Origin of the sequence: Bacillus sp. 166amftsu, assembly GCF_900107445.1 — a bacterium.
GTDB lineage: Bacteria > Bacillota > Bacilli > Bacillales > Bacillaceae_G > Bacillus_A > Bacillus_A arachidis.
The window spans coordinates 796,079-821,590 of record NZ_FNQA01000001.1; the positions used below are offsets into that span (position 1 = coordinate 796,079).

A 25,512-nucleotide genomic window follows, 5' to 3' on the forward strand; every position below is an offset into this window, starting at 1 on the left:
GGCATTATATTCGGCATTGGGTTGTTTTCCATCATTGGCATTATATTCGGCATTGGGTTGTTTTCCATCGCTGGCATTGTATTTGGCATTTGATTGTTTTCCATCGCTGGCATTATATTTGGCATTTGATTGTTTTCCATCGCTGGCATTATATTTGGCATTTGATTATTATCCATTATTGGCATCGTAATATTTGGTGGTGTTACTTGTGGAATAACAAGATTTTCTTTTGTTACATGCGGCGATACTATATTGCCTACATTTTCCTTTTGCACTTGCGGTGATACTATATTGCCTACATTTTCCTTTTGCACTTGCGGCGATATTATATTACTTACATTTTCTTTTTTCGTTTGCGGCGATATTATATTACTTACATTTTCTTTTTTCGTTTGTGGTGACACGATATTGTTAGACTTCATCTTATGAATTTGTGGAGCGATTAACTCGCTTCCTTTTTTTATTACATCTGAAATTTTATAATCTTTTTTAGGTTTGATTGGTGGTTGTGGCGGCTGCGGCAATATATTCACTGAAAACTTTGTGCTTACTTTTCCCGCGGGTTTCTCTATCTTTTCTACAACTTGTGGCTTTTCAATTACAGCCGGTTTTTCAACGACAGGCGGCTTTTGAATAGGTACTTCTTTCTGAATTGGTTTTTCTTTTTGTATTGGCATTTCTTTCTGAATTGGTTTTTCTTTTTGTATTGGCATTTCTTTTTGTATTGGCATTTCTTTCTGAATTGGTTTTTCTTTTTGTATTGGCATTTCTTTTAGCGGCTTTACTTGCATTTCTTTTTGTGTTTGCTGCATAGCTGGTTGCTGTGTAATTGGCGCAGATTGATATAGTGCTTCTTCCTCATCTTCTATTCCAAGCGGCGTAGGTGTCGCTGCAAATTCTTTTTGTTGTACCTCTTTTACATATTCTTTTGGAGGAGCTGAGCCAGCACCCATATTTTTTTTCACATGCACACTGCTAGATGGCACTTTTATTTTCATACCTGGCATAATCAGATCTGGATTACTGAGCTGTGTATTCGCCTTTTTTAACGTTTCAAAATCTACTCCGTACTTTTTCGAAATTTTCCAAAGGGTATCCCCTTTTTGCACGATATGAATTTTCAAATTTTCCCCCTCCTGTATTACTTATCTATGAGCAAAAGTAATATACAATGAGACTATCCTCTATGGTTTAACCCTCTTGCTCTTACCATCTAGTCGTACACACTATTGCACAAATATAAAAAATACAATGATTCCCTCAACACAATGTATGACTACAATTAGCTAATTATGTTTAATAAAAAAACGACGGAAATCCGCCGCTTTTACACACGCTCTAACATACGATTTAAGGCAAGGACTGCTTCTTTTGTCACCTGCTTATCTACTTGAATCACATTGACTTCTTCTCCGTGCTCTATCATTTCTAACGCCCATAATAAATGTGGTAAATCAATACGATTCATCGTTAAACAAGGACACATAAAAGGATTTAATGAAATAATTTCTTTATCCGGATGCCTATGAATAATTCGGTTTACTAAGTTCATCTCTGTACCAATCGCCCATTTGCTACCAGATGGTGCTTGTTCAATCATATCGATAATATATTTTGTTGATCCTGCATAGTCAGAAGCCACTACCACCTCATAACAGCATTCTGGATGGACAATAATACTCATATCGGGATGATTTTTCCGCACACTTTCAATATTTTTAACAGTGAAATTTTGGTGAACAGAACAATGACCTTTCCATAAAATCACTTGTATGTCCTCAATCTCTCCATCGTATTCTAATGAATCTGTATGTGGATTCCAAACCGCCATTTTATCTAATGGTATACCGAGGTCATATGCTGTATTTCTTCCTAAATGTTGGTCTGGCAAAAAGACTAAACGCTCTTTTTGAGTAAATGCCCAAGACACCATTTTTTTAGCATTGGAAGACGTTACTGTTGCACCACCATTCCGACCACAAAATGCTTTAATAGCTGCTGTAGAATTGACATAGGTCAATGGAATCATCGTATCTCCAAATAACTTTGTCAGTTCTTTCCAAGCTCGTTCTGTTTGTTCAATATCCGCCATGTCCGCCATGGAACAGCCGGCACGCATATCTGGTAAAATAACAACCTGTTCATCTGTCGTTAACATATCTGCTGTTTCAGCCATAAAATGTACACCGCAAAATACAATATATTTTGCCGCTTTATTGCTAGCAGCCACTTGCGCAAGTTGCAATGAATCTCCCGCAGCATCCGAAAATTGAACGACTTCATCTTTTTGATAATGATGCCCTGGAATAAATAACGATTCCCCTAATTTTTCTTTAATTTCACGGACACGCTCTTCCATCTCTTGTACTGACATCGTTTGATAACGCTCTGGTAACATCGCTTCAATTGGCTGAACCTTCTCTAAAATACTCATAAATAATCTCCCCCTCTAACCCTATCGCCTTAAACTTCAATATTAAAGCTAATATCTAACGCTCCCGCAGAATGTGTTAATACTCCAAGTGAAATGTAATCTACCCCTGTTTTACCGTATTTTGATAAATTTTCAATTGTAATACCGCCCGATGCTTCTGTCACAATTACACTTGGAACAATTTTCGAGAACTCATGAACTTCTTCTGGTGTGCGATTATCGAACATAATAATATCTGCTCCAGCAGCTACAGCTTCATGCACTTGTTCTTTCGTTTCTGTCTCCACTTCAACCTTCACCATATGTCCAAGCTTTTCTTTCACAGATGTAACGGCTTTTGTAATAGATCCAGCAAAAGCAATATGGTTATCTTTAATCATGACACCATCATATAATCCGAAGCGATGGTTATACCCACCTCCGCAAACAACCGCATACTTATCAAACATGCGAAGCCCTGGCATCGTTTTTCTCGTATCACAAATACGTGTATGATTACTTTCTAGCGCTCGAACCGCTCTTTGCGTCATCGTCGCTATGCCGCTCATGCGTTGAATAATATTTAAAATTACACGCTCTGCTGTTAACAGAGATGCAATTGGCCCTTCTACACTTGCTAAAATCTCCCCTTTTCCTACCAAATCTCCGTCGTTTTTATGAAATGTAATTTGGATACTTTCATCTAATAATCGAAACCCTTGTTCAATTACTACTCTCCCTGCGAATACCCCTGTATCTTTCGCAAGGAACGTTCCCTTTGCCTTTAAATTTTCAGGAAAAATAAGCTGAGATGTTACATCTCTTTCCCCAATGTCTTCTAGAAAAAAACTTTCTAATGCCTTTCTTACCTTTAACACGTTCATACAATCCCTCTTCCCCTCATTACACAAGTTGTAATTTTTTGTTAGCATGAATAATTTCTTTCGTGAATTTATTTCGACTTGGGTAATCACCACGATAATGACCACCGATGCTCTCTTTTCTTTGCAGTGCCGCTTCTGTAATGAGCTGGCAGACCGTTAGCATATTCATAATTGTTATATCTTCATTTGTAAGAACTTCATATTGCGTTTGAACACTTTGTACACGATACTGCTCCAACCATTGTTTTGCATACAATAAACTCTTTTCTGTTCTGACAATCCCCACGTACGTCATCATATATTTTTGTATCTCTTTCTTCATAGGTAACTGAGAAACTTGAGATATTCCATGTATTCTTTCACAACTGCCTTCTCGTCCTTGTACTGGATGGGCTAAAATATGCTTTCCAATTCGTTTCCCGAACACAAGACCTTCTAACAATGAATTACTCGCTAAACGATTTGCACCGTGCACACCGTTACAAGCTACTTCACCTACAGCATATAAATGCGAAATAGATGTTTCTCCATCACAATTGGTTTTCACACCACCCATATGAAAATGAGCGCCTGGAACAACTGGAATTCTATTTTGTTTTACATCTATACCATTCTTTTTGCATAATGCCGATACAGTAGGAAAACGCTCTTCAAAGTTTTGAATAGACGAAATATCCAGGTGTACACTTTCACCTGCAAGAAGCTGTTCATGAATCGCACGTGCTACTACGTCACGCGGTGCAAGATCGTGTTGTGGATGTACGTTCAACATAAAACGCTGTCCTTTTTCGTTTAACAGAACAGCGCCTTCACCTCGTACCGCTTCTGAAACAAGTCCGCAGCAACGCCCGTCTACATAGAGCATCGTTGGATGAAATTGAATAAACTCTAAATCAACAAGTTCTCCACCAGCTCGATACACGATTGCTAGTCCGTCGCCTGTAATCGTTTCATCGTTAGACGTAAATGCGTACACGCCGCCAACACCGCCTGTAGCTAATACAATTCGTTCAGCATAGTAACGATGTATATTTCCTTCGCTATCTCGGGTCAACACACCCCTACATGTATTATTTTCTATAATTAAATCGAGCACCATTTCTCGCTCCACTACTGTAACGTAAGGAACTACTTCTTGAATCAAATGCTCTAATAAGTTTTTTCCTGTCGCATCTCCCCCAGCATGTAAAATACGTCGTTTTCGATGCGCGCCCTCTTTTCCAAGGTGAGGTCCTTTTTTATCACCATCAAATTTCATCCCATTTGCAATGAGCTTATGAATCTCTTTTGGCCCTTCTTCAACTAAATATCGAACTGCTTCGTCATTGTTATAACCACAACCAGCTGCTATCGTATCTTCATAATGATCACTCGCATTATCATAGGTAGCTACAGCTGCTGCAATTCCGCCCTGCGCTAAATGCGTATTGTTATTTCGTCCTGTTTTCTTTGTGATAATCATCACATTCTTTTCGTGACAAATCTCTTTCGCAACACTAAGTGCCGCGACACCACTTCCGATAATTAAGACATCTGCCCTTGGCATAATTATTGCCTCCTAGTTTACACTTTTCAACTGTCTTGACACCTATATTTACATAGATTTAAAATAATGACAAGAGTTTTTTAGAAAGTGGTATTTTCACCAAGGAGTTTAACGAATTTTTCACGGAACTTTAAAATAAAAACGAATATAACTCCATTATAGAGAGGACTATACATTATGATATACCTTGACTATGCAGCTACAACACCAATGAGCAAAGAAGCGATTGAAACATACACAAAAGCAGCAGAGCAATACTTCGGTAATGAACAAAGCTTACACGATATCGGAGGAACAGCTTCGTCTTTACTACAAGTTTGCAGGGCATCATTGGCACAAATGATTGGTGGAAAAGAACAAGGTGTATTTTTCACAAGCGGTGGTTCTGAATCTAATTATCTTGCAATCCAATCACTCTTAAACACAAAAAGTGGTAAACATATACTTACAACACCAATGGAGCACGCATCGATTCGCAGCTATTTTCAATTTTTAGCGCAGCAAGGTTACACAATTACCGAAATCCCTGTTGATTCATATGGGCTTATCGATCTAAGAGCATTAGAAGAGGCAATTACAGAGGATACAGTTTTAGCAAGTATTCAACACGGGAATTCTGAGATTGGAACAATTCAACCAATCTCAGAAATTGGAGAAATACTCAAAAAGCGTAATATTTTATTCCATACAGATTGTGTTCAAACATTTGGTAAACTCCCAATTGATGTGACAGTGATGCAAATTGATAGCCTTTCTATTTCCGCGCATAAAATTTATGGACCAAAAGGTGTAGGAGCTTGCTATATAAATCCACAAGTCCGTTGGGAGGAAGTTTTTCCTGGAACATCTCATGAAAAAGGATTTCGTCCCGGTACTGTCAATGTTCCTGGCATTGCTTCTTTTCTGACAGCAGCAGAGCATATATTAGATAATCATGAAGAAGAACAAACTCGTTTCAGGCAATTGCGCTCCTATTTTATCGAGCAATTACAGCCTCTACCTCTTGAAATTCAAGTAGAAGGCCATTCTACTTCTTGTTTACCTCATATCATTGGGGTTACAATAAAAGGAATCGAAGGTCAGTACACAATGTTAGAATGTAACCGTCATGGCATCGCGATTTCAACAGGAAGCGCTTGCCAAGTCGGCAAACAAGAGCCTTCAAAAACAATGCTTGCAATTGGAAAAACGTATGAAGAGGCAAAACAATACGTCCGTTTTTCATTTGGACGCCACACAACAAAAGAAAATATTGACACAACCATTCATGCACTACTCACAATTGGAAATCAATTTTATAGAGGTGTTAAATTATAATGAAACAAAATGACCAAAAAAAAATTTTAGGTGAAGAAAGAAGGCAGCTCATCCTGCAATGGCTCCTTGCTGCGAATGAACCATTATCTGGGAGTGAATTATCTAAAAAAACAAATGTCAGTAGACAGGTCATTGTGCAAGATATCTCTTTACTGAAAGCACGAAATGAACCAATTATCGCAACTGCACAAGGATACTTATATTTAAAGCCACAGACGAAGCAGCAGACTTTTGAACGTGTCATCGTCTGCCAACATAAACCAGAGGAAGTCCGCCAAGAACTAACAACGCTGGTCGATCACGGCGTTACGATTAAAGATGTAAAAGTAGAACATCCTGTATACGGCGACTTAACAGCTTCTATTATGGTGAGCAACCGTTTTGATGTGGAGCAATATTTGCAAAAGATTGAAGATACAAATGCTTCCTATCTCTCTCAACTAACTGATGGTGTTCACTTACATACAATTGAAGCAGATTCCCAAGAGAAATTAGATGCAGCTTGTGATGCGCTAGACCGAGCTGGATTTCTCGTTTATTAATGTAACGCACAGAGTTTTTTCAACATTCTCTGTGCTTTAATTTACAAAATGATATAATATTGAAATCAATTGTAAAGGAGAGCAAATATGGGAATTGAACTCGTTCACTTTAGCATTGGCAAACCGAAACAAATGAAATATAACGAAGATAAAGAAATGGTAACAGGGATTTGTAAAGAGCTTACTGAAGAATCGTTTCTTTCAAAAGATGGCTTCCGTGGTGATGATGTAGCTGATTTACGACATCACGGCGGACCTGATCGCGCCGTTTGCGTTTATCCCTATGAGCATTACGCACTTTGGGAACAAGAATTTCAAACATCGCTTCCAGCTTCTACATTTGGCGAAAATATTACTGTCCTAAATATGTTAGAACGTGATGTTTGTATCGGGGATATCTATCAATTAGGTGAGGCAATCATTCAAGTTACACAAGCTAGAGTACCGTGTAGTACCATTTCAAAAAGGCTCGGCATTCCCGGCATTTTACCGCGCATTGTAGAAACGGGTTATACTGGATATTTATGTCGCGTTCTTCAAGAAGGTATTGTTCGTCAAGACTCACAAATAAAACTATTAGAGCGCCATCCAAATCAAGTTTCCATTCTATTTTCTAACGAAGTATATTTTCATAGACGGAAAGACAAAGAAGCAATGGAAAAAATTATTGCTGTTCCAGAATTAGCAGAAGTTTGGCGTGAGCAACTAACAGATCGCTTAGCAAAATTAAAATAAATCCCACCACATATGCGATGGGATTTATTTTTGTTTTACTATAACCAATAAGACGAATAACTCCCAAGCACCGTTACAGCAAAACCGAGCGCTTCAAGCTCCATCGTCACACCTGGCAATAATACGTCGTCATATGCTTTATCTACATCTATTAAGAAAAAGTAATTTCCAAGGCCTGTTTTCATCGGGCGGGATTCAATTTTTGATAGATTTAATTTTCTCCATGCAAAAGCTGATAATACTTGATAAAGTGCTCCGGCATAATCAGCAGGTAACGTTATCATAATCGTCGTTTTCTCTCCGCGGTTCTCACCATTTCTCGGCAATAACGCTTGCTTCTTTTTATGTAATACTAGGAAACGCGTATGATTGTTTTTATGCGTATGAATATTACGCTGAACAATTGATAACCCATATTTTTCCGCTGCTGCTTCATTTGCAATTGCAGCGATCCTTTCTTCCGAATGTTCTTTTACATATTGCGCAGCTGCACTTGTGGAAGTCATATCTCGAACCGTTACACCTTTTAATTCTTCATTTAAAAACTTATGACATTGCGCAATCGCATGTGGATGAGAATGTACAGCATACACTTCTTTCCACATCTCTTCATAATCTGGATGCACAAGTAAATGTTGCTGAATAGGAACTGTAATTTCCCCTACAATAAAAAGCGGTTGTTCATGCACAAGATAATCAACAGTAATATTAACAGAACCTTCAATCGCATTTTCTAACGGTACAACTGCAAAATCTACATTTTTATTTGCTGCTGCATCTATACAATCAGGAATTGTACGATATGGTACATGCTCTGCTTCCGGAAAAAAACGACTCACCGCCATATTTGTAAATGTTGCTTCCGGTCCTAAATATCCAACTCGAATCATCGTCGTTTTCCCCTCTTCTTCGTTTTTCTTACTGTTATACCATAATTATTTATATTCTTCTATATAAATTTCGAATATTAAAAAAAGACTAGCATCAGCTAGTCTATATGTTTTCTATATTCTCTTTGAGCAAAGAAGAAATAAATGATGCATGCGGCAATATAAAACATAATGAACAAGCATACTTTCCTAAATGATCCTTCCATAAAGACTGTATTATGAAACGTATATAATGCAACTGCGCTATGTATACTCCCTACTACAATAGGCGCAAAGAATAACATACTTAATTGCCAACGAGAAATTTCCCACACTTCTTGCTTTGTCATTCCGAGTTTAGAGAGGGCTTCATATTGCTTACGATCCGATGAAATATTATGAAACCATTTAAAATATACAATGCTACATGAAGTAAGAAAGAATAATATACTAATAAATGAGCCAATAAATAACGTAAATTCACCTACCTCTTTCATATTCACATATAGTTCCATATTGTTTCGAAATACGCTACTCTTATCTTGCTTTATATATTTACGTAAATCTTCGTTGAATTTCTTTGTATCTTCAATATTATTTAAGGTGTAACCTCGGTAGACGATTTTTTCTACATCAGGAATCGTCGCTTCTATATGATTAAAGTCTTCATCATTCATAACAAAAAATGTACCATTTATTTGTGAATTATGATAATTGAATTGCGCTCCTTCCTTTTGACCGTTAAACGCATATTGATACGATTGTCCAAATACATGTAGTTGAATTTCTTTTTTATTATATAAAGCGGGTCCATTATATTCATTATAATAAACTAGCGTAACCGTTCCCTTTTTTGGATTATATGCTTTCTGCTCTTGCTTTTTTGCCTCTTTATTGTATTCACTCGCTCTTATAAGGGTGGCTTCTATACTTTCGTTTCGAGATTGAAACGTTGTTTGCAATCCTACAAAGCTTGTATATTGAAATTCATCATACCCATGCTTATGTAATAGATTTTCTACCGCATCTTTTTCAAAAACTTCATGAGAATGGATACCTTTTTCTACATATGAAAACGATTGTGCTCCTCCGTCTCGCCACATATCTTCCATGCCCGAAAAATATAAGAACACCGTACCCGTGACTGTAACAACAACCGTCGTTGCCATAGATAAAAGGAAGAAGAAACGACCATTTTCTTTCATTCGATGTGATAGCTGATTTACTATAAACAAATACGGATACGTATACATTATTTTTTTATTTCGCTTTATCATTTCTAATATTTGTGTAACACCGTGTGTAAATGAAAAGTACGTTCCAACAGAGGTTAATATGACAACTGGAATAAAGTATAATCCCATCGTTAACATCGTCGTTTGGAAAGCTAAACTATAGCCAATCACTAAACAGGAAAATCCAAATAAACACAGCCATTTTGAACTTTTCGCTTCTCTTTTATCTGCTCTAAACTCTTTTAATAGTCGAATAACCTTTATATTCCATATACGTAAAGCACTTATAAATGATAGAACGAAAAAGACGATAGTATATATACTAAGCGTTATAAAAATCGCTTTCGCATCAAAAATAAGAGTTAACTCTTTCGGAAGACGAAGGAGCATACTAAATACCATAAAAAAGAGTTTTAAAAATATCATGCCAAGTCCAATACCGAAAATATTAGCAAAAATCCCAATCAACATTTGTTCGGTCATTATCATTCCTATTACCTTAGACTTCGTCGCTCCCATTAACATATATAATCCTAATTCTTTTTTGCGCGCTTCTATAAATATAGAAGTAGAATACAAAATAAATAAAATAAAAAAAGAGACAATAATAACGTTGCATACAATGAGCCCCAATCGCACATTTTGATACCACATCGTCTCTTGCATGTAAGGATGGACAATTACGGACATATATGCATAAGAAGCAAATATCGCAAAACAACTGCTCAAGAAAAATACTTTATAATTTCGCCAATTTCCCCTTACATTTTGTATCGCTAGTTGCCTGATGTTCATCTACTTTCCCCCTGTAACCTGTTACACACGTAAAAAGCTAGAGGGTTCCCTAGCTTTTTACATGTTTTAAATATCCTCTTTGTGCAATTGCAAAATAAATTGCTGAAGCTACAATATACGCTCCAATGACAATTGCACCTGATTTCCATAAATCTAAATAAAGCATCTTCCCTAATGTATGAAGAGCAAACCCGCTATGAATAGCCCCTATAAGAATCGGGATAAAGAAAATAGCTCCCATTTGGCGAAGTGCGATTTTACGAATTTCTTTATCTGTCATACCAATTCTCTTTAATGATTTAAATTGGATACGATCTTGTTCCTTATCGTTAAACCATTTAAAGTACGTCATACTGCAAGCAAAGAAGAAGAATAGTACCGCTACGAAGAAACCAATGAACATTGTAATTGCACCTTGCTCTTTTATCGCTTTATACGTAAGAATGGAATTGTGGAAATTCTCTTGTTGTTCTTGTGCAATTTCTTTTTTTAAGTCTAGTACAAGATCTTCTGTTTCTTTCCAATCTTCAATATAATATCCGTAATATTTCGTCTTTTCTTCATCTGATACACTCTCTGCATATTTCACAAAGTCTTGATCATTGACGATAAGATACCCTTCATCATTAAAAACAGACTGCGAAATTGGATCATTTAGCTTGATAGACTGCTTTTGTCCGTTCAGTGTAAACTCAAATGGCTTTGTACGATCTATCTTCACAAAATCATTCATCATATCAAGTAAAACCATCGTTGCACTTCCTGGTGCATTATGAACTTCCTCTTTCTTTTGCTTACGCGCTTCTGCATTATATTCTTTTTCTGTGATAATACCTAAAGGCATCTCATGCTCACCATTAAACATTACTATTTTTTGTTTTGCAGGAAGTTTTACATATGTTACTTTTCGCGCTTCTTCAAATCCATGTTTTTTTATTAACTCTTGCGTTTTTTCTTCACTTATGACGTTATGCGTATTTACTCCCTTTTCTATATATGAAATAGCATGAGGAGTACCTGCTACTGTTTTATAACTCATATCTTGAAAGAATACGTAAAGCGTCCCAACCGCTGAAGAAACAACAGCCGTAATAATAGAAATAACGAAAAGAAAACGAGCATTATCTTTCATTTTATAAATAAGATTGCTAAGCACAAACATATTTGGATATGTATAGAATGATTTTTTTCGTCTTTGTAATGCTTTTAATACAACTGTACTTCCTTGTGTAAATAGTAAATATGTCCCTCCAACTGTTAATCCTACAATCGGCAAGAAGTACATAAGAAAATTCATAAGCGTCACTTGGAAACAAAGGACATATGCGACAATAATACATAATACCCCAACTACACATAACCATGTGAATGCAAACGGTTCTACTTTTTGCTTTCTCGCTTCTCTTAATAAATCAATAATTTGTAAGCGTCCTACCGTCCAAACACTAAACAATGCTAAGACTAAAAAGAGAATAAAGTATACGCCAGCTGTAATAAGAACTGCTTTTCCATTCCATACGAGCGGAAGTGTTTTATCAATTTTTAATAATACACCTAATGCTTGGAAGAAAAGTTTTGAACAAAGCATTCCAAGACCAATACCTACTACAATTGCAATACAACCTAACATCATTTGCTCTAGTATAATCATTCGGCCAAGTTGAGCCTTCGTTCCACCTATTAATGTTAATAAACCGAACTCTTTTTTTCTTGCACGTAAAAACGTTGAATTAGCATATAAAATAAAGAGTGCTGAGAAGATAACCACGATATAATTCATAGATTCTAATCCTTTTGTAATCATCGTCCTCATGCTAATATTACCGTTTACGACATCTGGATGATAAATGAAAGAAGCATACATAAAAAATACTACAATTGATAAACAACTGCTAATAAGAAAGGCTTTATAATTACGCCAATTTCCTTTTACATTATTAAGCGCGAGCTGGCGAAAGTTCATGATATTCCCCTCCTAGCATCGCAAGTACGTCTAAAATTTCTTGGAAAAAGGTTTGCTTCGTTTTTCCTTTATGTATTTCTGAGAAAATTTCTCCATCACGTATAAATAAAATACGTTCGCAATAGCTAGCCGCTACCGGATCGTGTGTTACCATTGCAATTGTCACTTTCTTTTGCTCATGTAAATCTTGTAGAGCACCCATTAAAGATTTTGCAGACTTAGAATCTAAGTTCCCAGTTGGCTCATCCGCTAAAATTAATGTTGGATCGTGAATGATTGCTCGTGCAGCTGCCGCACGTTGCTGTTGTCCACCCGATACTTCATATACCTTTTTATTTAAAACTCCTTCGATATTTAAAAATTTCGCAATCTCTAGCACCTTTGCGTCAATTTCTTTTACAGGACGGTTTGCCATTACAAGTGGTAAAATGATATTTTCTTTAATAGATAACGTATCAAGTAAGTTGAAATCTTGGAAGATGAATCCTAAATGTGTACGACGAAATTCTGCTAATTTTGCAGCTCGCATTTGACTAATTTCTTCACCGTTTACATATACATGACCTGAAGTTTGTTTATCAATTGTCGCTAATAAATTTAAAAGCGTTGTTTTCCCACTTCCTGAGGGACCCATAATCCCTACAAATTCGCCTTCTTCAATTTTAAAATTTATATCATGTAAAGCAGTCGTTGCCACTGAACCTTTTGATTGATACACCTTCGTTAACCCTTTTACTTCAAGAACACTCATTTCTAATCCCCCTATGTGTTTTCTTCTTACATTTACTATAAAAAAATTGAGAAAAAGAAACGAGTGATTTCCCTTACAAAAACATTTGTTATCTTACAATTTTGTCATTTTTCTCATCAACACATGATATTCTTCGTCTTTTGCAAATTGAAATGTGAATGTTGTGCTTTCCCCTTCGGTCGATTGCACGTAAATTCCGTGATGAAGATTATCACAAATCTCCTTTGTAATATATAATCCCATCCCTGTTGCTTCTCTCGTTTTACGACCATTTATCCCCGTAAAAAACGGATCGAATATACGCTTTACATCTTGCTTTGGGATACCAATTCCATTATCACGAATATGTAATAAAACTTTGTGATCCCTCTCTTCAATTTGAAACTGAATTTCCTTTTTCTCTACTTGTGAGATTTTTGTGTACTTAATTGCATTCATAACAATTTGACCTATGGCAATGCTAAGCCATTTTCTATCAGATGCAACCATACACGTATCTTCTTCAAACATTAGTTTCGGATATACAGAAGATTGAATAAACGATTTTCGATTTTGGTTAATAATATCTCGAACAACATCTATTACGTTCACTACTTCTACTTTGTAATCTTTCGCAAACTGCTCTAACCTTGCCATATGTAATGCTAAATCTAAGCCATTTAAAATGCGGTTATTTTCTTCGCGAATACTTTCAACCGTTTCTCTAGCTTCCCGATGTTCTTTACCATATTTCTGCAGCAATAATTCAATAACTGAAACCGGTGTTTTCATTTGGTGAATCCATTGATTCATAAAGATCATTTGCTGCTGCTCTTTTGCATGCTGCTTATGAATTTCATCCATATATTGCTGTCTCAGCAATGTGAACGCTTCTACGATCATTTCTTGCTCTGACGTATAAGAATCGTCAATGAGTAAAGAATCATGTAACGTATGTCCTCCAGCAATATATTGTTCTATCCTTTTAAAAAATACACTTCTCTTTCGATAATCGTAAATGAGGTATACGATAAACACGACTGTTCCTAATAAAAGTCCATATACCCATGTTCCCAAGTCAAGTGATCTCTTTTCTAAAAGACTTTGTAACTGTAACACAAGCCCGAATAAGCAAAGACTTACAATATAAGAAAGGATTAAAGAAAATCGATCTATGAAGTAACTTTTAAGCTTCATGCTCTTCTCCCCACTCTGTAAGAAGCGCATAACCATACCCACGTTTTGTTACAATTGCATTTTTAATACCAAGCTCCTCTAATTTTTTCCTTACGCGTTTTACGTTCACAGTTAATGTATTATCATCAACAAAAGCTACTTCATCCCATAGCGCCTCTAATAACTCTTCACGCGTGACGTATTGATTAGCCTGTTTCATTAAACATTCTAATAAGTAAAATTCATTTTTTGTAAGTTCAGTTTGTTGACCTTTCCACTCTACTGTGTGCTGTGATGGAAATAATAACAATCCATTCACGCCTAAACAATCGCTTTCTGCCGTAGAAGCATACTCCCCATATCCTCGGCGCAATGCACTCTTCACCTTTGCCATTACAATGTCTAAATGAAACGGCTTTGTAATATAGTCATCCCCGCCATTCTCAATCGCCATCACTTGATCCATTTCCCCTGTTCTTGCAGAGACGAAAATAATGGGTGCATTCGATATTGTACGAATTTGACGGCACCAATAGAAGCCATCAAAGTATGGCAAATTAATATCAAGTAACACTAGATGAGGATTTACTTTTACAAACTCATCTTTTATGTGACGTAAATCAGTCACCCTGAATGTTTGATATCCATATCTTCCTAAATGTTCCTCTAATATTTCTGCAATTTTTTCGTCATCTTCTACAATTAATATTTTATACATATACTCCCTCTCCCCTTGTTTCTTACTACGGAGTGACCATTTCTTACATTCTTCCGAATTTTAAAACGAACATATATTCATTTTGATTTTCCAACATACAAAGACAATGAAAACAAAAGAAGCCTCCTTCTGTCTTCACATGGTATGGGAAAAAAGGCTCTAACCACTTCCACGCTCAACCGGACTCTTCCTACCACACAAAGTTTTCCAATCTTTATTTCTATAGCTTTATTTACACTCCTTTCTCCATTATAAAAAAGACTGCCGTATTTTGGCAGTCTTAATCGATAAATTCAAACTCATATTCAAGAATTTTTACAATGTCACCGTCTTTTGCACCACGTGCACGAAGGGCTTCATCAATACCCATTCCGCGCATTTGACGAGCAAAGCGACGCACAGATTCATCACGTGAGAAGTCCGTCATCTTGAATGTTTTCTCAATATCGTAACCAGAGATAACAAACGTACCGTCGCTTTCACGTGTAATTTCAAATTTAACACCTTCAGTTTCAAATTTGTACATTACACTTGCTTCAGATTCGTCTACAACATCATGTACTGGGAATTCTGGTGTTGTTTCCACTAAGTTTGCTACTTCAAATAATAGATCACGAACACCTTGTTTTGTTACTGCAGAGATTGGGAAGATTTGAACTTCGTCTCCTACTTTCTCTTTAAATGCTTGTAAGTTTTCTTCTGCATCTGGCATATCCATTTTGTTTGCAACAACAACTTGTGGACGCTCTGTTAAACGCAGATTGTACTCTTTTAATTCAGCATTGATTGTTACATAATCCTCATATGGATCACGGCCTTCTAAACCAGACATATCAATCACATGCACGATAACACGTGTACGTTCAATATGACGTAAAAATTGATGTCCAAGTCCAACGCCCTCATGTGCTCCTTCGATTAATCCAGGAAGGTCAGCCATAACGAAGCTGCGGTTATCACCAGTTTCAACAACACCAAGATTTGGAACGATTGTTGTAAAGTGATATTCTGCAATTTTCGGACGTGCTGATGATACAACGGATAATAATGTTGATTTACCTACGCTTGGGAATCCAACAAGTCCAACATCCGCTAATACTTTTAATTCTAAGATTACATCACGTTCTTGACCTGGTTCCCCGTTCTCAGCGATTTCTGGCGCTGGGTTCGTTGGAGTGGCAAAGCGTGAGTTACCACGGCCACCACGACCGCCTCTTGCGATAACTGCCGATTGCTCATGCGTTACTAAATCCGCAAGAATTTGACCCGTTTTTTCATCTTTTACAACTGTTCCTGGTGGAACTTTTACGATTAAATCGTCAGCTTTACGACCATGTTGACCTTTGCTCATCCCGTGTTGACCGCGATCAGCTTTGAAATGACGTTGGTAACGGAAATCCATTAATGTACGTAAGCCTTCGTCAACAACGAAAACAACGTCTGCACCTTTACCGCCATCGCCACCTGCTGGGCCACCCTTCGGAACATACTTCTCACGACGATACGCAACCATTCCGTTTCCACCGTCGCCGCCTTTTACATATATCTTGACCTGATCTACAAACATTATTTCACCACACTTTTTTCAATTGGTTGTAATATAACCGAGACTTCATCATCTCGCACTGTATAAGAAATGGAATACCATTTATTGTTTTGGTTCGTAAGCCACGTTTGTAGTTCGTCTACATTCGTTAGCTTACCACGAAAATCAAAAAAGAAACGAGCATTCTTCGCGTTACATTCAATTGTGATACAAACATAATTTTCAACATAAACGTCTAAACTATGCTGAAGTATTGAGAAAAATTGATTCGTCCATGTACATACAGCCTCATCGACATGAGATAAGTTATGTAGTTCTCCTAATACTTCGTACTCCAATAAGCACGGTTGCTGTTTCCAATTATATGTTAAAATCCACTCTGAAAATAGAGGCATCGATAGCTCCATCAGATAGGATTCTTGTCTCGCTTCTTGGACAAAACGATCGATGAGCCCATGAATCTCTTCCACTCTTCCAAGTGAAAGGTTTCCTTTAATCATCTGCATACGATTGAGCCAATCATGTCTTGAATGACGCAACGCATCTATAATTGTCCATTTTTCTTTCATTCAGATACCCCTTAATATAGAAAAACTCTAACCTGCACCCAGGTTAGAGTTTTCCGTGAGTTTCTTATGCTTCTTGAGCAACAGGATATACGCTCACTTGTTTGCGGTCACGGCCAAGACGCTCGAAGCGTACTACGCCGTCAACTTTCGCGTATAAAGTGTCATCGCCACCACGACCAACGTTAACACCTGGATAAATTTTTGTACCGCGTTGACGGTAAAGAATTGAACCACCTGAAACCATTTGACCATCTGCGCGTTTAGCACCAAGACGTTTTGACTGAGAGTCACGACCGTTCTTTGTACTACCTACACCTTTCTTAGATGCGAAAAACTGAAGATCTAATCTTAACATACGTTACACCTCCTGCACTTTTTCTATTAAACGGATATACTTTCCGTAATCAAGTTCGATCGTCTTAAGCGAAACAACTAATCCTTCTAAAAGTGTTTGTGCTTTTTCCATTGTATGAGCGTCTAAATCATTAGGCAATTCATACGTTAAGAATCCGCCATCACTTCCGAGTTCAATAGTTGCCTGCACATTACAAAGTACTTCCACTGCATTTATAGATCCGAACACAACCGCTGTTGTTCCGGCACAAACAAGATCTTGTCCGTGCGGCGCATAATCGGCATGCCCAGTCATTTTAAATGATTGGATACTTCCTAATTTCGTGCGACTTATCGTAATCTTAATCATCTTAACCAGAATTAAGCGTTGATTGCTTCAACAACTAGCTTAGTGTAAGGTTGACGATGACCTTGTTTCTTACGATTGTTCTTTTTCGCTTTGTATTTGAAAACGATGATTTTCTTAGCACGACCGTGTTTTTCAACTTTCGCAGTAACTGTTGCACCTTCTACAACTGGGCTACCAACTTTCACGTTTTCGCCACCAACGAAAAGAACTTTGTCAAAAGTAACAGTTTCACCAGCTTCAACATCTAATTTTTCAATGTAGATTTCTTGACCAGCTTCAACTTTGATTTGTTTTCCACCTGTTTCGATAATTGCGTACATACTTGCACCTCCTCATAATTACTAAGACTCGCCAAAACGAGGTAGACATAGAATGTCTTTTGAGAACCTGTCTTGTGCGGTTGTAGCATATAGCAGTTTAGGTGCTATAAACTATAACATAGAGATGTTATCATGAAACATAGACGATTGTCAATAAATGTTCTGCTAACTATTTTTTTCGCTCCATAATTTCTTGCTTCGTTCCAAACCGAACGATTGCATATTTCTCCACTTCTTCATCCTTGAAATAAATTTGAAACGGTATATTTTTTTGTAATTCTTTTTGTAAAAATATTTTTTGTACTCCTGCTCTTGCTGCAATTAACACAGCTTCATCCTCTACACTACTATATGTAATAAGCTCTCTTTCCAGCTCGTATGCAATAGTTTCATCGGAAATAACATGCCCTGTCGTTTTGCACTGCGAACAATCTTCTAGTAATACATCACGCAGGGAGTGTTTCTTACGCTTACGTGTCATTTCTAAAATACCGAGCTCTGTAAATCCGAGAACACGTGTATATGTACGATCCCTTTGAAGTGAAGAAATGAGTTTCTCTCTTACTTTTTCCCTATCTTCTTGTTTTTTCATATTAATAAAATCAATTAAAATCATACCACCAATATCACGCAGCCTTAATTGGCGAGCAATTTCTTGCGCAGCTATTTCATTCGTCCGTAATACCGTATCTTGCAAATTCTGCTTTCCAGTAAATTTACCAGTGTTCACATCAATTACCGTCATTGTCTCCATTTGTTCAATAATTAAATAAGAACCATTTGATAGCCACACTATTTTTTGTAGTGCTTTTTCAATTTCACGTTCTACACCATAGTGACTGAACATAGAAGTTTTTTCATTGTAAAACAAAACCTTCTCTTTCCCTACTTTCTCTTGCAATTCCAGTACTATACTACGTGTATCTACAATTACTTTTTCAATTGTTTCAATCGGATTTTCTTTAAATAAACGGTCTAAAAACGTTGCTGGGCGATGGAGTAATGCTGGTGCCCTTCCATGATCTTCTTTTCTTTTTAATTCCTTAAACAGATCTTGAAAATGTTGCATTTCAATCTGCACTTCATCTATTGCACCTTTATCACAAGCTGAGCGAAAAATATATCCCCCGCTTCCTTCTAATTGAATTTCAAGCAATTGTTGTCGTTTTTTATTATTTTTTATTTTCCGGGAAACAGCACGCATCTCATCATAAGGCATATAAACGACATATTTCCCGGTAAATTCTACATTCGCTGTTAATTTTGGGCCTTTTGCATCAATTGCTTCTTTTACCACTTGTACGAGCAGAGCTTGTCCTTCATGTACTCGGTATGATGATGGCACATCGTCATAGGAGAGATATGCATGTTTTTCTAAACCAATATTTACGAAGGCTGCATTCATCCCGGCAATCGTTCGCACTACACGTCCTAAATAAATATGCCCAACAATCTCTTGCTCTTGATTTCGTTGCCATAAAAGTTCGACAATCTCTTGTTTTTCCTCTACAGCAACTCGTTTTTCCGAACCAGTGTAGTTGATGTATAACGTTTTCAAAATACTTTCCTCACTTTTTCATTTTCTTTTCTTCTTACAATATAAAAGGTTAGTGTCCTCGTCAACACTAACCGATTAACTCTTCTACAGATGAGGTTGTTCGTTTTTCGGTAAAATAAGCATAAAGCAATTCATTTTCGTCTAATGTATAATGTTCCTTATATTTTCCATGAACAATAATCGAGTGCTTATACCCTCTCCGGAACTTTGTGAAAATCGTGTATAATTGATCCTCCGTTCGCACCTCAATGGGAGCGATTTTTTCAATATCACGCTTGTTTCCATAATAACGTTCTAATAAAAAACGTATAAACGCATAACGCCGTTGCTTCCATTCTTGATATAGAGAAATCGCTAAAAATAAAAGAAGCATCCACATCATAATACTATTGCTATTCCAAAGGAGTTGCCATCCTAATATCACACTAAAAAAAACACATGATATTTTCATCATTTTCTCATGCGCTTGTAAATAAGGGAATTGGCGCGACAAAACATTAAACAATACTTTCCCACCATCTAGTGGCCAAATTGGAAGTAAATTAAACCCTAAAATAATTAAATTGTTCCATACAAAATAATGATACAGTTCCTCGCTAAACCATCCCATCCTAACTAAGACGTAAGCTAGCCCAATCATCCATACATGTTGAATAGGTCCCGCTATTACAACGATTAATTCTTCCTTTAATGGCTTATTCCCATGTTCCTCAAGCTCCGCCACCCCGCCAAACGGTAAAAGTTGTATTTGCTTGATTCTCCATTTATAATAAGCTGCTGCGAAGGCGTGCCCAAGTTCATGAATCAAAACGATACAAAATAAAAGTAGTAATTCTTTAAAACGCGCCGTCAAAACTCCAATCGCTATAATTCCCCAAAACAACGGATGCACTGTAATTTTTGACAATACTTCACTATATTTATTCAAATGAAATCACCTGAATCGGATCAATAAATTTTTCATTCTTTTTGATCGCAAAATAGAATTTGCCATTTTTGTTATCCGCATTACTCTCAACTGTTCCAATCTTTTGTTTCTTTTCAACATAATCATATAATTTTACAGATGTCTCCCCTAAATTTCCATACCATGATTCCGTGCCATCTGCATGTTGGATCTCAACTATATTCCCAAATCCCTCTTTCTTACCGGCGAAAATGACAACTCCTTCATTTACAGATTCAACAGCTGTATTCACAGCTGTTTGCACAAATACACCTTGGCCATCTTTTTGAAATTTTTGCATGACTTTCCCCGAAGCTGGAACTGCATAATCTTTTTGCTGCACTGGTTGCTTCTTTTCATTCGCAGGTAGAAAAGCAAGTGGTTTTCCAAATTGATCTTCGTACCATTTTGATACAGTAGCAAACTGAAATTCTTCTTGCATAACTTGTTTTACAACCGTTCTTGCTCCATCCAAAGAAGCTGGTGCATTTTTAAATAATATAGCTACCGAGAGAACAAGAATCGTCGCTAATAAAAATTTAAATAAAAATACTTCCTTTCGAAAAAAAGGATACACCTCTTTTTCACCCTCTTCAATCAAAATTGTTTCCTCATCCAAGTTCTCTTCAGAAAAATATCGTTCTTCCTCGAGCCTCTCTTTCTCTTCCCTTCTCTTCGCAATCCGTTTTTTAATATCTTCTACCCGTCTATTCCTCATTCTGTCCCCTTCCTTTTTTACCTCATTTTTGCATCAGAAGTGAAACGCTAATAATCAAAAAGTGCTCTATTTACCAAACTTTATACAGTTTGTACATATGTATGAGCCCTAGAAGGAAGATATTCATGAGAAGAAAAAAGAAAAGCACTTCGCATATATGCGAAGTGCTCTTAACGAATTCCAAAGAAATTCTTTACTTTTGTAAAAACAGATAACTTCTCTTGTTCAAACGCTTGTAAAGGTACAGATTCACCTAGCAAACGCCTTGCAATATTCCGATAAGCTAATGATGCTTTCCCACTCGGCTGCAACGCTACAGGCTCACCTGTATTTGTAGCACGAATAACTTCATCATCATCCTCGACAACTCCAAGTAGCTCAATCGAAAGTGTACGTACAATTTCATCTACATCTAACATATCCTGCTCATGTAACATATGGCTACGCACACGGTTAATAACAAGTTTTGGTGGTTCAATATCTTCTTTTTCTAAAAGCCCAATAATACGATCTGCATCACGCATAGAAGATACTTCAGGTGTCGTTACAACAATTGCTTTATCTGCACCTGCCACCGCATTTTTGAATCCCTGCTCAATACCAGCAGGACAATCAATTAATATGTAATCATAATCTTGACGTAATAGTTGTATTAACTCATCCATTTGTTCAGGAGTTACCGCTGACTTATCGCTCGTTTGTGCTGCAGGTAATAAATAAAGCTCATCAAAGCGCTTATCTTTAATCAGAGCCTGAGGTAAACGACAACGACCTTCGACGACATCAACAAGATCAAATACAATACGATTTTCTAGCCCCATTACTACGTCTAAGTTTCTTAGACCAATATCCGTATCAATTAAACATACTTTTTTTCCGGATAATGCTAAGGCTGTACCAATGTTTGCAGACGTTGTAGTTTTTCCTACTCCGCCTTTTCCAGATGTAATTACTATTGCCTCTCCCACAGCTATACAATTCCCCTTTCTAACTTTGTTAAATTAGGTCTAAGATGAGTGAGAAGTTGCAGGCGATCGACAACAATGTGATTGTTCTCATCAATATACGCACATTCTGCCGCCTCTGCTCCGTCTTCTTTCTCTTCCGGAGCCCGCATTGTCACATCACTAATTCGAAGTTGCATTGGATTCATAACAGATGCTGCAATCACAGCATCTGTATCCCCATAATATCCAGCATGCGCAATTCCTCGTAATGATCCAACGACAAAAATATTTCCTCCAGCGATAACCGTTCCGCCTGGATTGACATCCCCAATTAATAATAGGTTTCCTTCTACATGCAATACTTGACCTGAGCGAACAATTTTGGAAACAGGGACAATTTCTGTTTCTTCTTTCCATGCTTTTGCTTCAGCTTTTGTTATAACATCGCTCTCAATTGAATCTACAACAAGATTTTTTTTATTTCGAATCAAAGTGCGAAGTTCTTCTTGCTGTACCTCTGTCAAATAGCGATTGCCAACTTTAACATGTACTTCGATTAATGACCGTCCATCACCATCGTAATAGTGGGTGGAAAGTTTTTCGTCCAGTTCTTGCAGTAATTCAGAAAATGAACAGCAATCATCTAAATGTAATGTCAGTCCATCTTTTGTCCCTTTTATCGTTACATTCTGTTGCTTTTTTTCCACTAAAGTTCACCCCAACGATTCAATTCGACATAAAATCAGAAAATCCTTTTTTCTTTTTCTTCCATCGCTTTTGAAAGACGTAAAAGATATCGTCTCAGTGGGAAACAAACTAGCAATAAGAAAATTCCATTTAACAATAAAGTAGCAAGGAGACGATCTGAGAAAAAGATATGCGCTGGTACATGAATACGTCCTAGCAAAGTTAAAAATCCATATACATAATACTCTAATGCTGCAATACCCGTTAATACAATAAAAGAAACAATAAATAAGTTCAATTGTAATACTCTCATCGTACTATAAACGAGATATGCTAAGATTGGATAAGCAAATATGTATACCCCTACAAGTTCCGTATATACAGTATCAAATAAAAAACCGAATAATAGTCCGTAGTAAATACCTTGAAGAGGACTATAATACACAGTAATAAAGCATAAGACAATCATAAAGAAATGTGGCGCTGCTATACTGTCTTTCCAAAACAATGCTGTTGGAACTACAGTAGAAAACATATTTTCGAATAAAAAAACAAAAAGAAGCAGCAGAGGAAGAATTGCTCTTTTTAAAATAGCCATATCTTCTCCCCCTTACTGTTCTAACGCTGCTGAGGGCATAACTCGTTTTGTAACCATAACATGGTCCACATCATTTAAATCCGCAGCAGGTTTTACATAAGCTGTTTGTGTTAATCCATATTCATCTGGTGCAACATCTACAATTTTCCCAATTACAAGTCCTTTCGGGAAAATATCACTTAATCCTGATGTTACAACTGTTTGATCTTTTTCTACCTTTACATCAGATGGAATCTTTGTGAAAACAAGAGTTTGTTTTTCCTTGTCGTATCCTTCAATTAATCCAAAAATACGCTCTTGCCCTTCTACTACAGCAGAAATACGATTTGTTCGATTCAGTGAGCTCAATAACTCCACAGTTGATGTGAATTGAGACACACTCTTCACTCTTCCGACTAACCCTTTTGAAGTCATAACAGCCATATCCTTCTGAATTCCTTGCTGCGCACCTCTATCAATTGAAATCAAGTCATACCACTTGTCTGGATTTCGTGCAATCACTGTAGCTTGAATTGGCTTATAGTCACGAAGAGAATCTTTTTTATCAATCACTTCACGAAGTTTCGCATTATCTTTTTCCAAATCTTTTACTTTCACGGATAATTCCGCATACTTATCTAATTTTTCTTTTAGTGTTTTATTTTCTTCATACGTGCGCTTTACATCTTCTACATTCTCAAAGAATCCGGCAACATAGTTCGCTGGCTTTTGGAATACACGCTCTACAACACCGACAGTATCTTTTACAAACTGCTCTGGCCATGTTAGATTTTTTCGTTCTTTCAATGAGATTCCAATCAATGCCACGAGAAGAATAATACTAACTAGCAAAACAATTAATCTTTTGTTTAAGAAAAACTGTGGCACGTTCACACCCTCTTAATTTCATTGATTTTTATTCAGGAATATTATCGAGCTGTTTTGAAAAGGTCGATATTATCTAAAGCTTTACCTGTTCCAATCGCTACACAGTCAAGTGGATTTTCTGCAACAAGAACTGGCATTTTCGTTTCTTCACTAATTACTTTGTCCAAGTTACGAAGTAATGCACCGCCTCCAGTTAATACAATTCCACGGTCCATAATATCCGCAGCTAATTCAGGTGGCGTTTTTTCTAATGTATTTTTTACTGATTCAACAATTGCTTCTACTGTGTCTTTTAATGCATCTGCAATCTCTTCAGGTTTAATTAATACTGTTTTTGGTAAACCACTTACTAAATCACGACCACGGATTTCCATTGGTTCAACACCTTCTGGCTCGCCAGCAGATCCGATTTCCATTTTTAATGCCTCTGCTGTTCTTTCCCCGATCATTAAATTGTAGTTCTTCTTAATGTATTGAATAATAGAATCATCCATGTCATCACCAGCAACACGAACTGATTGACTTGTTACAATTCCGCCTAAAGAAATAATTGCAACTTCTGTTGTACCACCACCGATATCAACAACCATACTACCAGTTGGTTCCCAAACAGGTAAGTTTGCACCGATCGCCGCTGCAAATGGCTCCTCAATTGGATATGCATCGCGCGCACCCGCTTGGCGAGTTGCATCGATTACTGCACGTCTTTCTACAGCAGTAATACCAGATGGCACACATACCATTACATATGGCTTACGAGAGAAAAATCCATTTGATTTTTGCGCTTGTTGGATATAGTATTTCATCATTGTTGCTGTTGTTTCATAGTCAGCAATTACACCATCTTTCATTGGACGAAGAGCTACTACGTTTCCTGGTGTACGACCAATCATTTGTTTCGCATCGCCACCAACTGCAACGATTTGTTTTGTATCCGTTTGTAAAGCTACAACTGAAGGTTCACGTAAAACTACACCTTTTCCTTTTACATATACAAGAGTGTTCGCTGTTCCTAAATCAATTCCAAGATCACGAGTAAAACCACCAAATCCAAACATATTATCTATCTTCCTTTCTCATTTCACGGACTCATTTTCTTACTTTATATTTATAATAAAACAGTACGTTTT

General features: G+C 36.9%; 26 protein-coding genes and 1 other annotated feature. Of the genes, 3 read left to right on the forward strand and 23 right to left on the reverse strand.

Features of this window, described 5'->3' with window-relative positions:
* The 4 genes from safA to nadB all read right to left on the reverse strand — a co-directional run.
* Window positions 1–1,124: SafA/ExsA family spore coat assembly protein (gene safA / locus BLV40_RS29070; protein ID WP_244525340.1), on the reverse strand; the 1,124-nt coding region annotated here is incomplete at its 3' end.
* 203 nt (window positions 1,125–1,327) lie between these two features.
* Window positions 1,328–2,434 (reverse strand): quinolinate synthase NadA, encoded by a 1,107-nt coding sequence (gene nadA, locus BLV40_RS04510; RefSeq protein ID WP_026593498.1) that lies wholly within the window; start codon window positions 2,432–2,434, stop codon window positions 1,328–1,330.
* Window positions 2,435–2,463: 29 nt separating this feature from the next.
* Window positions 2,464–3,297, reverse strand: a complete 834-nt coding sequence (nadC, locus tag BLV40_RS04515) for a carboxylating nicotinate-nucleotide diphosphorylase (RefSeq protein ID WP_026593499.1) — start codon at window positions 3,295–3,297, stop codon at window positions 2,464–2,466.
* Window positions 3,298–3,316: 19 nt separating this feature from the next.
* Window positions 3,317–4,843: an L-aspartate oxidase gene (gene nadB / locus BLV40_RS04520; protein ID WP_090687646.1), complete on the reverse strand. Its 1,527-nt coding sequence runs from the start codon at window positions 4,841–4,843 to the stop codon at window positions 3,317–3,319.
* Between the two features lie 174 nt (window positions 4,844–5,017).
* On the opposite strand from nadB, the gene BLV40_RS04525 reads away from it, so the two are divergent.
* The 3 genes from BLV40_RS04525 (at window position 5,018) to BLV40_RS04535 (ending at window position 7,437) form a co-directional block, all read left to right on the forward strand.
* A complete protein-coding gene (locus BLV40_RS04525; RefSeq protein ID WP_090687649.1) occupies window positions 5,018–6,160 on the forward strand; it encodes an IscS subfamily cysteine desulfurase in 1,143 nt (380 codons plus the stop codon).
* Window positions 6,160–6,702 (forward strand): transcription repressor NadR, encoded by a 543-nt coding sequence (locus BLV40_RS04530; protein ID WP_026593502.1) that lies wholly within the window; start codon window positions 6,160–6,162, stop codon window positions 6,700–6,702. The genes BLV40_RS04525 and BLV40_RS04530 overlap by 1 nt, the downstream gene beginning before the upstream one ends.
* Before the next feature lie 87 nt (window positions 6,703–6,789).
* The gene (locus BLV40_RS04535; protein WP_026593503.1) at window positions 6,790–7,437 is read left to right on the forward strand and encodes an MOSC domain-containing protein; all 648 of its coding nucleotides are present in this window, start codon (window positions 6,790–6,792) and stop codon (window positions 7,435–7,437) included.
* A gap of 38 nt (window positions 7,438–7,475) precedes the next feature.
* Here the strand turns inward: BLV40_RS04535 and pheA are convergent, their stop codons facing one another.
* The 19 genes from pheA to mreB all read right to left on the reverse strand — a co-directional run bounded on the left by pheA (window position 7,476) and on the right by mreB (window position 25,440).
* Entirely contained in the window at window positions 7,476–8,327 is an 852-nt protein-coding gene (gene pheA / locus BLV40_RS04540) for a prephenate dehydratase (RefSeq protein WP_090687652.1), read from the reverse strand.
* A gap of 98 nt (window positions 8,328–8,425) precedes the next feature.
* A complete protein-coding gene (locus BLV40_RS04545; protein ID WP_090687654.1) occupies window positions 8,426–10,336 on the reverse strand; it encodes an ABC transporter permease in 1,911 nt (636 codons plus the stop codon).
* Window positions 10,337–10,385: 49 nt separating this feature from the next.
* A complete protein-coding gene (locus BLV40_RS04550) occupies window positions 10,386–12,299 on the reverse strand; it encodes an ABC transporter permease (RefSeq protein WP_090687657.1) in 1,914 nt (637 codons plus the stop codon).
* The gene (locus BLV40_RS04555; RefSeq protein WP_026593507.1) at window positions 12,274–13,050 is read right to left on the reverse strand and encodes an ABC transporter ATP-binding protein; all 777 of its coding nucleotides are present in this window, start codon (window positions 13,048–13,050) and stop codon (window positions 12,274–12,276) included. Before BLV40_RS04555 ends, BLV40_RS04550 begins: the two co-directional genes overlap by 26 nt.
* 93 nt (window positions 13,051–13,143) lie before the next feature.
* Complete coding sequence (locus BLV40_RS04560; RefSeq protein WP_139265464.1) at window positions 13,144–14,226, reverse strand: HAMP domain-containing histidine kinase; 1,083 nt, start codon at window positions 14,224–14,226, stop codon at window positions 13,144–13,146.
* Entirely contained in the window at window positions 14,216–14,923 is a 708-nt protein-coding gene (locus tag BLV40_RS04565; RefSeq protein WP_026593509.1) for a response regulator transcription factor, read from the reverse strand. Before BLV40_RS04565 ends, BLV40_RS04560 begins: the two co-directional genes overlap by 11 nt.
* Before the next feature lie 280 nt (window positions 14,924–15,203).
* A complete protein-coding gene (gene obgE, locus BLV40_RS04570; protein WP_026593510.1) occupies window positions 15,204–16,490 on the reverse strand; it encodes a GTPase ObgE in 1,287 nt (428 codons plus the stop codon).
* Entirely contained in the window at window positions 16,490–17,038 is a 549-nt protein-coding gene (locus BLV40_RS04575) for a sporulation initiation phosphotransferase B (protein ID WP_090687663.1), read from the reverse strand. The genes obgE and BLV40_RS04575 overlap by 1 nt, the downstream gene beginning before the upstream one ends.
* Window positions 17,039–17,102: 64 nt before the next feature.
* Window positions 17,103–17,393 carry a 50S ribosomal protein L27 gene (rpmA, locus tag BLV40_RS04580; protein ID WP_017150650.1) on the reverse strand — a complete coding sequence of 97 codons (291 nt, stop codon included), beginning with the start codon at window positions 17,391–17,393 and terminating at the stop codon, window positions 17,103–17,105.
* A 3-nt stretch (window positions 17,394–17,396) separates the two neighbouring features.
* Window positions 17,397–17,741 (reverse strand): ribosomal-processing cysteine protease Prp, encoded by a 345-nt coding sequence (locus tag BLV40_RS04585; protein WP_090687665.1) that lies wholly within the window; start codon window positions 17,739–17,741, stop codon window positions 17,397–17,399.
* Window positions 17,742–17,752: 11 nt separating this feature from the next.
* Window positions 17,753–18,061: a 50S ribosomal protein L21 gene (rplU, locus tag BLV40_RS04590; RefSeq protein WP_000270908.1), complete on the reverse strand. Its 309-nt coding sequence runs from the start codon at window positions 18,059–18,061 to the stop codon at window positions 17,753–17,755.
* A 14-nt stretch (window positions 18,062–18,075) separates the two neighbouring features.
* Window positions 18,076–18,153: a sequence feature (ribosomal protein L21 leader region), on the reverse strand.
* A 77-nt stretch (window positions 18,154–18,230) separates the two neighbouring features.
* The gene (locus BLV40_RS04595) at window positions 18,231–19,619 is read right to left on the reverse strand and encodes an Rne/Rng family ribonuclease (protein ID WP_090687667.1); all 1,389 of its coding nucleotides are present in this window, start codon (window positions 19,617–19,619) and stop codon (window positions 18,231–18,233) included.
* A 67-nt stretch (window positions 19,620–19,686) separates the two neighbouring features.
* Window positions 19,687–20,547, reverse strand: coding sequence for a M50 family metallopeptidase (locus tag BLV40_RS04600; RefSeq protein ID WP_090687670.1), 861 nt, complete (start codon window positions 20,545–20,547; stop codon window positions 19,687–19,689).
* Window positions 20,540–21,283, reverse strand: a complete 744-nt coding sequence (locus tag BLV40_RS04605) for a M23 family metallopeptidase (RefSeq protein WP_026593515.1) — start codon at window positions 21,281–21,283, stop codon at window positions 20,540–20,542. The genes BLV40_RS04600 and BLV40_RS04605 overlap by 8 nt, the downstream gene beginning before the upstream one ends.
* Window positions 21,284–21,453: 170 nt before the next feature.
* Complete coding sequence (minD, locus tag BLV40_RS04610) at window positions 21,454–22,251, reverse strand: septum site-determining protein MinD (RefSeq protein WP_026593516.1); 798 nt, start codon at window positions 22,249–22,251, stop codon at window positions 21,454–21,456.
* Window positions 22,252–22,253: 2 nt separating this feature from the next.
* Window positions 22,254–22,937 (reverse strand): septum site-determining protein MinC, encoded by a 684-nt coding sequence (minC, locus tag BLV40_RS04615; RefSeq protein ID WP_090687673.1) that lies wholly within the window; start codon window positions 22,935–22,937, stop codon window positions 22,254–22,256.
* Window positions 22,938–22,972: 35 nt separating this feature from the next.
* Window positions 22,973–23,515: a rod shape-determining protein MreD gene (gene mreD / locus BLV40_RS04620; protein WP_090687675.1), complete on the reverse strand. Its 543-nt coding sequence runs from the start codon at window positions 23,513–23,515 to the stop codon at window positions 22,973–22,975.
* A gap of 12 nt (window positions 23,516–23,527) precedes the next feature.
* On the reverse strand, window positions 23,528–24,382 hold the full coding sequence (gene mreC / locus BLV40_RS04625) for a rod shape-determining protein MreC (protein WP_026593519.1): 855 nt from the start codon (window positions 24,380–24,382) through the stop codon (window positions 23,528–23,530).
* A gap of 41 nt (window positions 24,383–24,423) precedes the next feature.
* Window positions 24,424–25,440: a cell shape-determining protein MreB gene (mreB, locus tag BLV40_RS04630; RefSeq protein WP_026593520.1), complete on the reverse strand. Its 1,017-nt coding sequence runs from the start codon at window positions 25,438–25,440 to the stop codon at window positions 24,424–24,426.
* Between the last annotated feature and the right edge of the window lie 72 nt (window positions 25,441–25,512).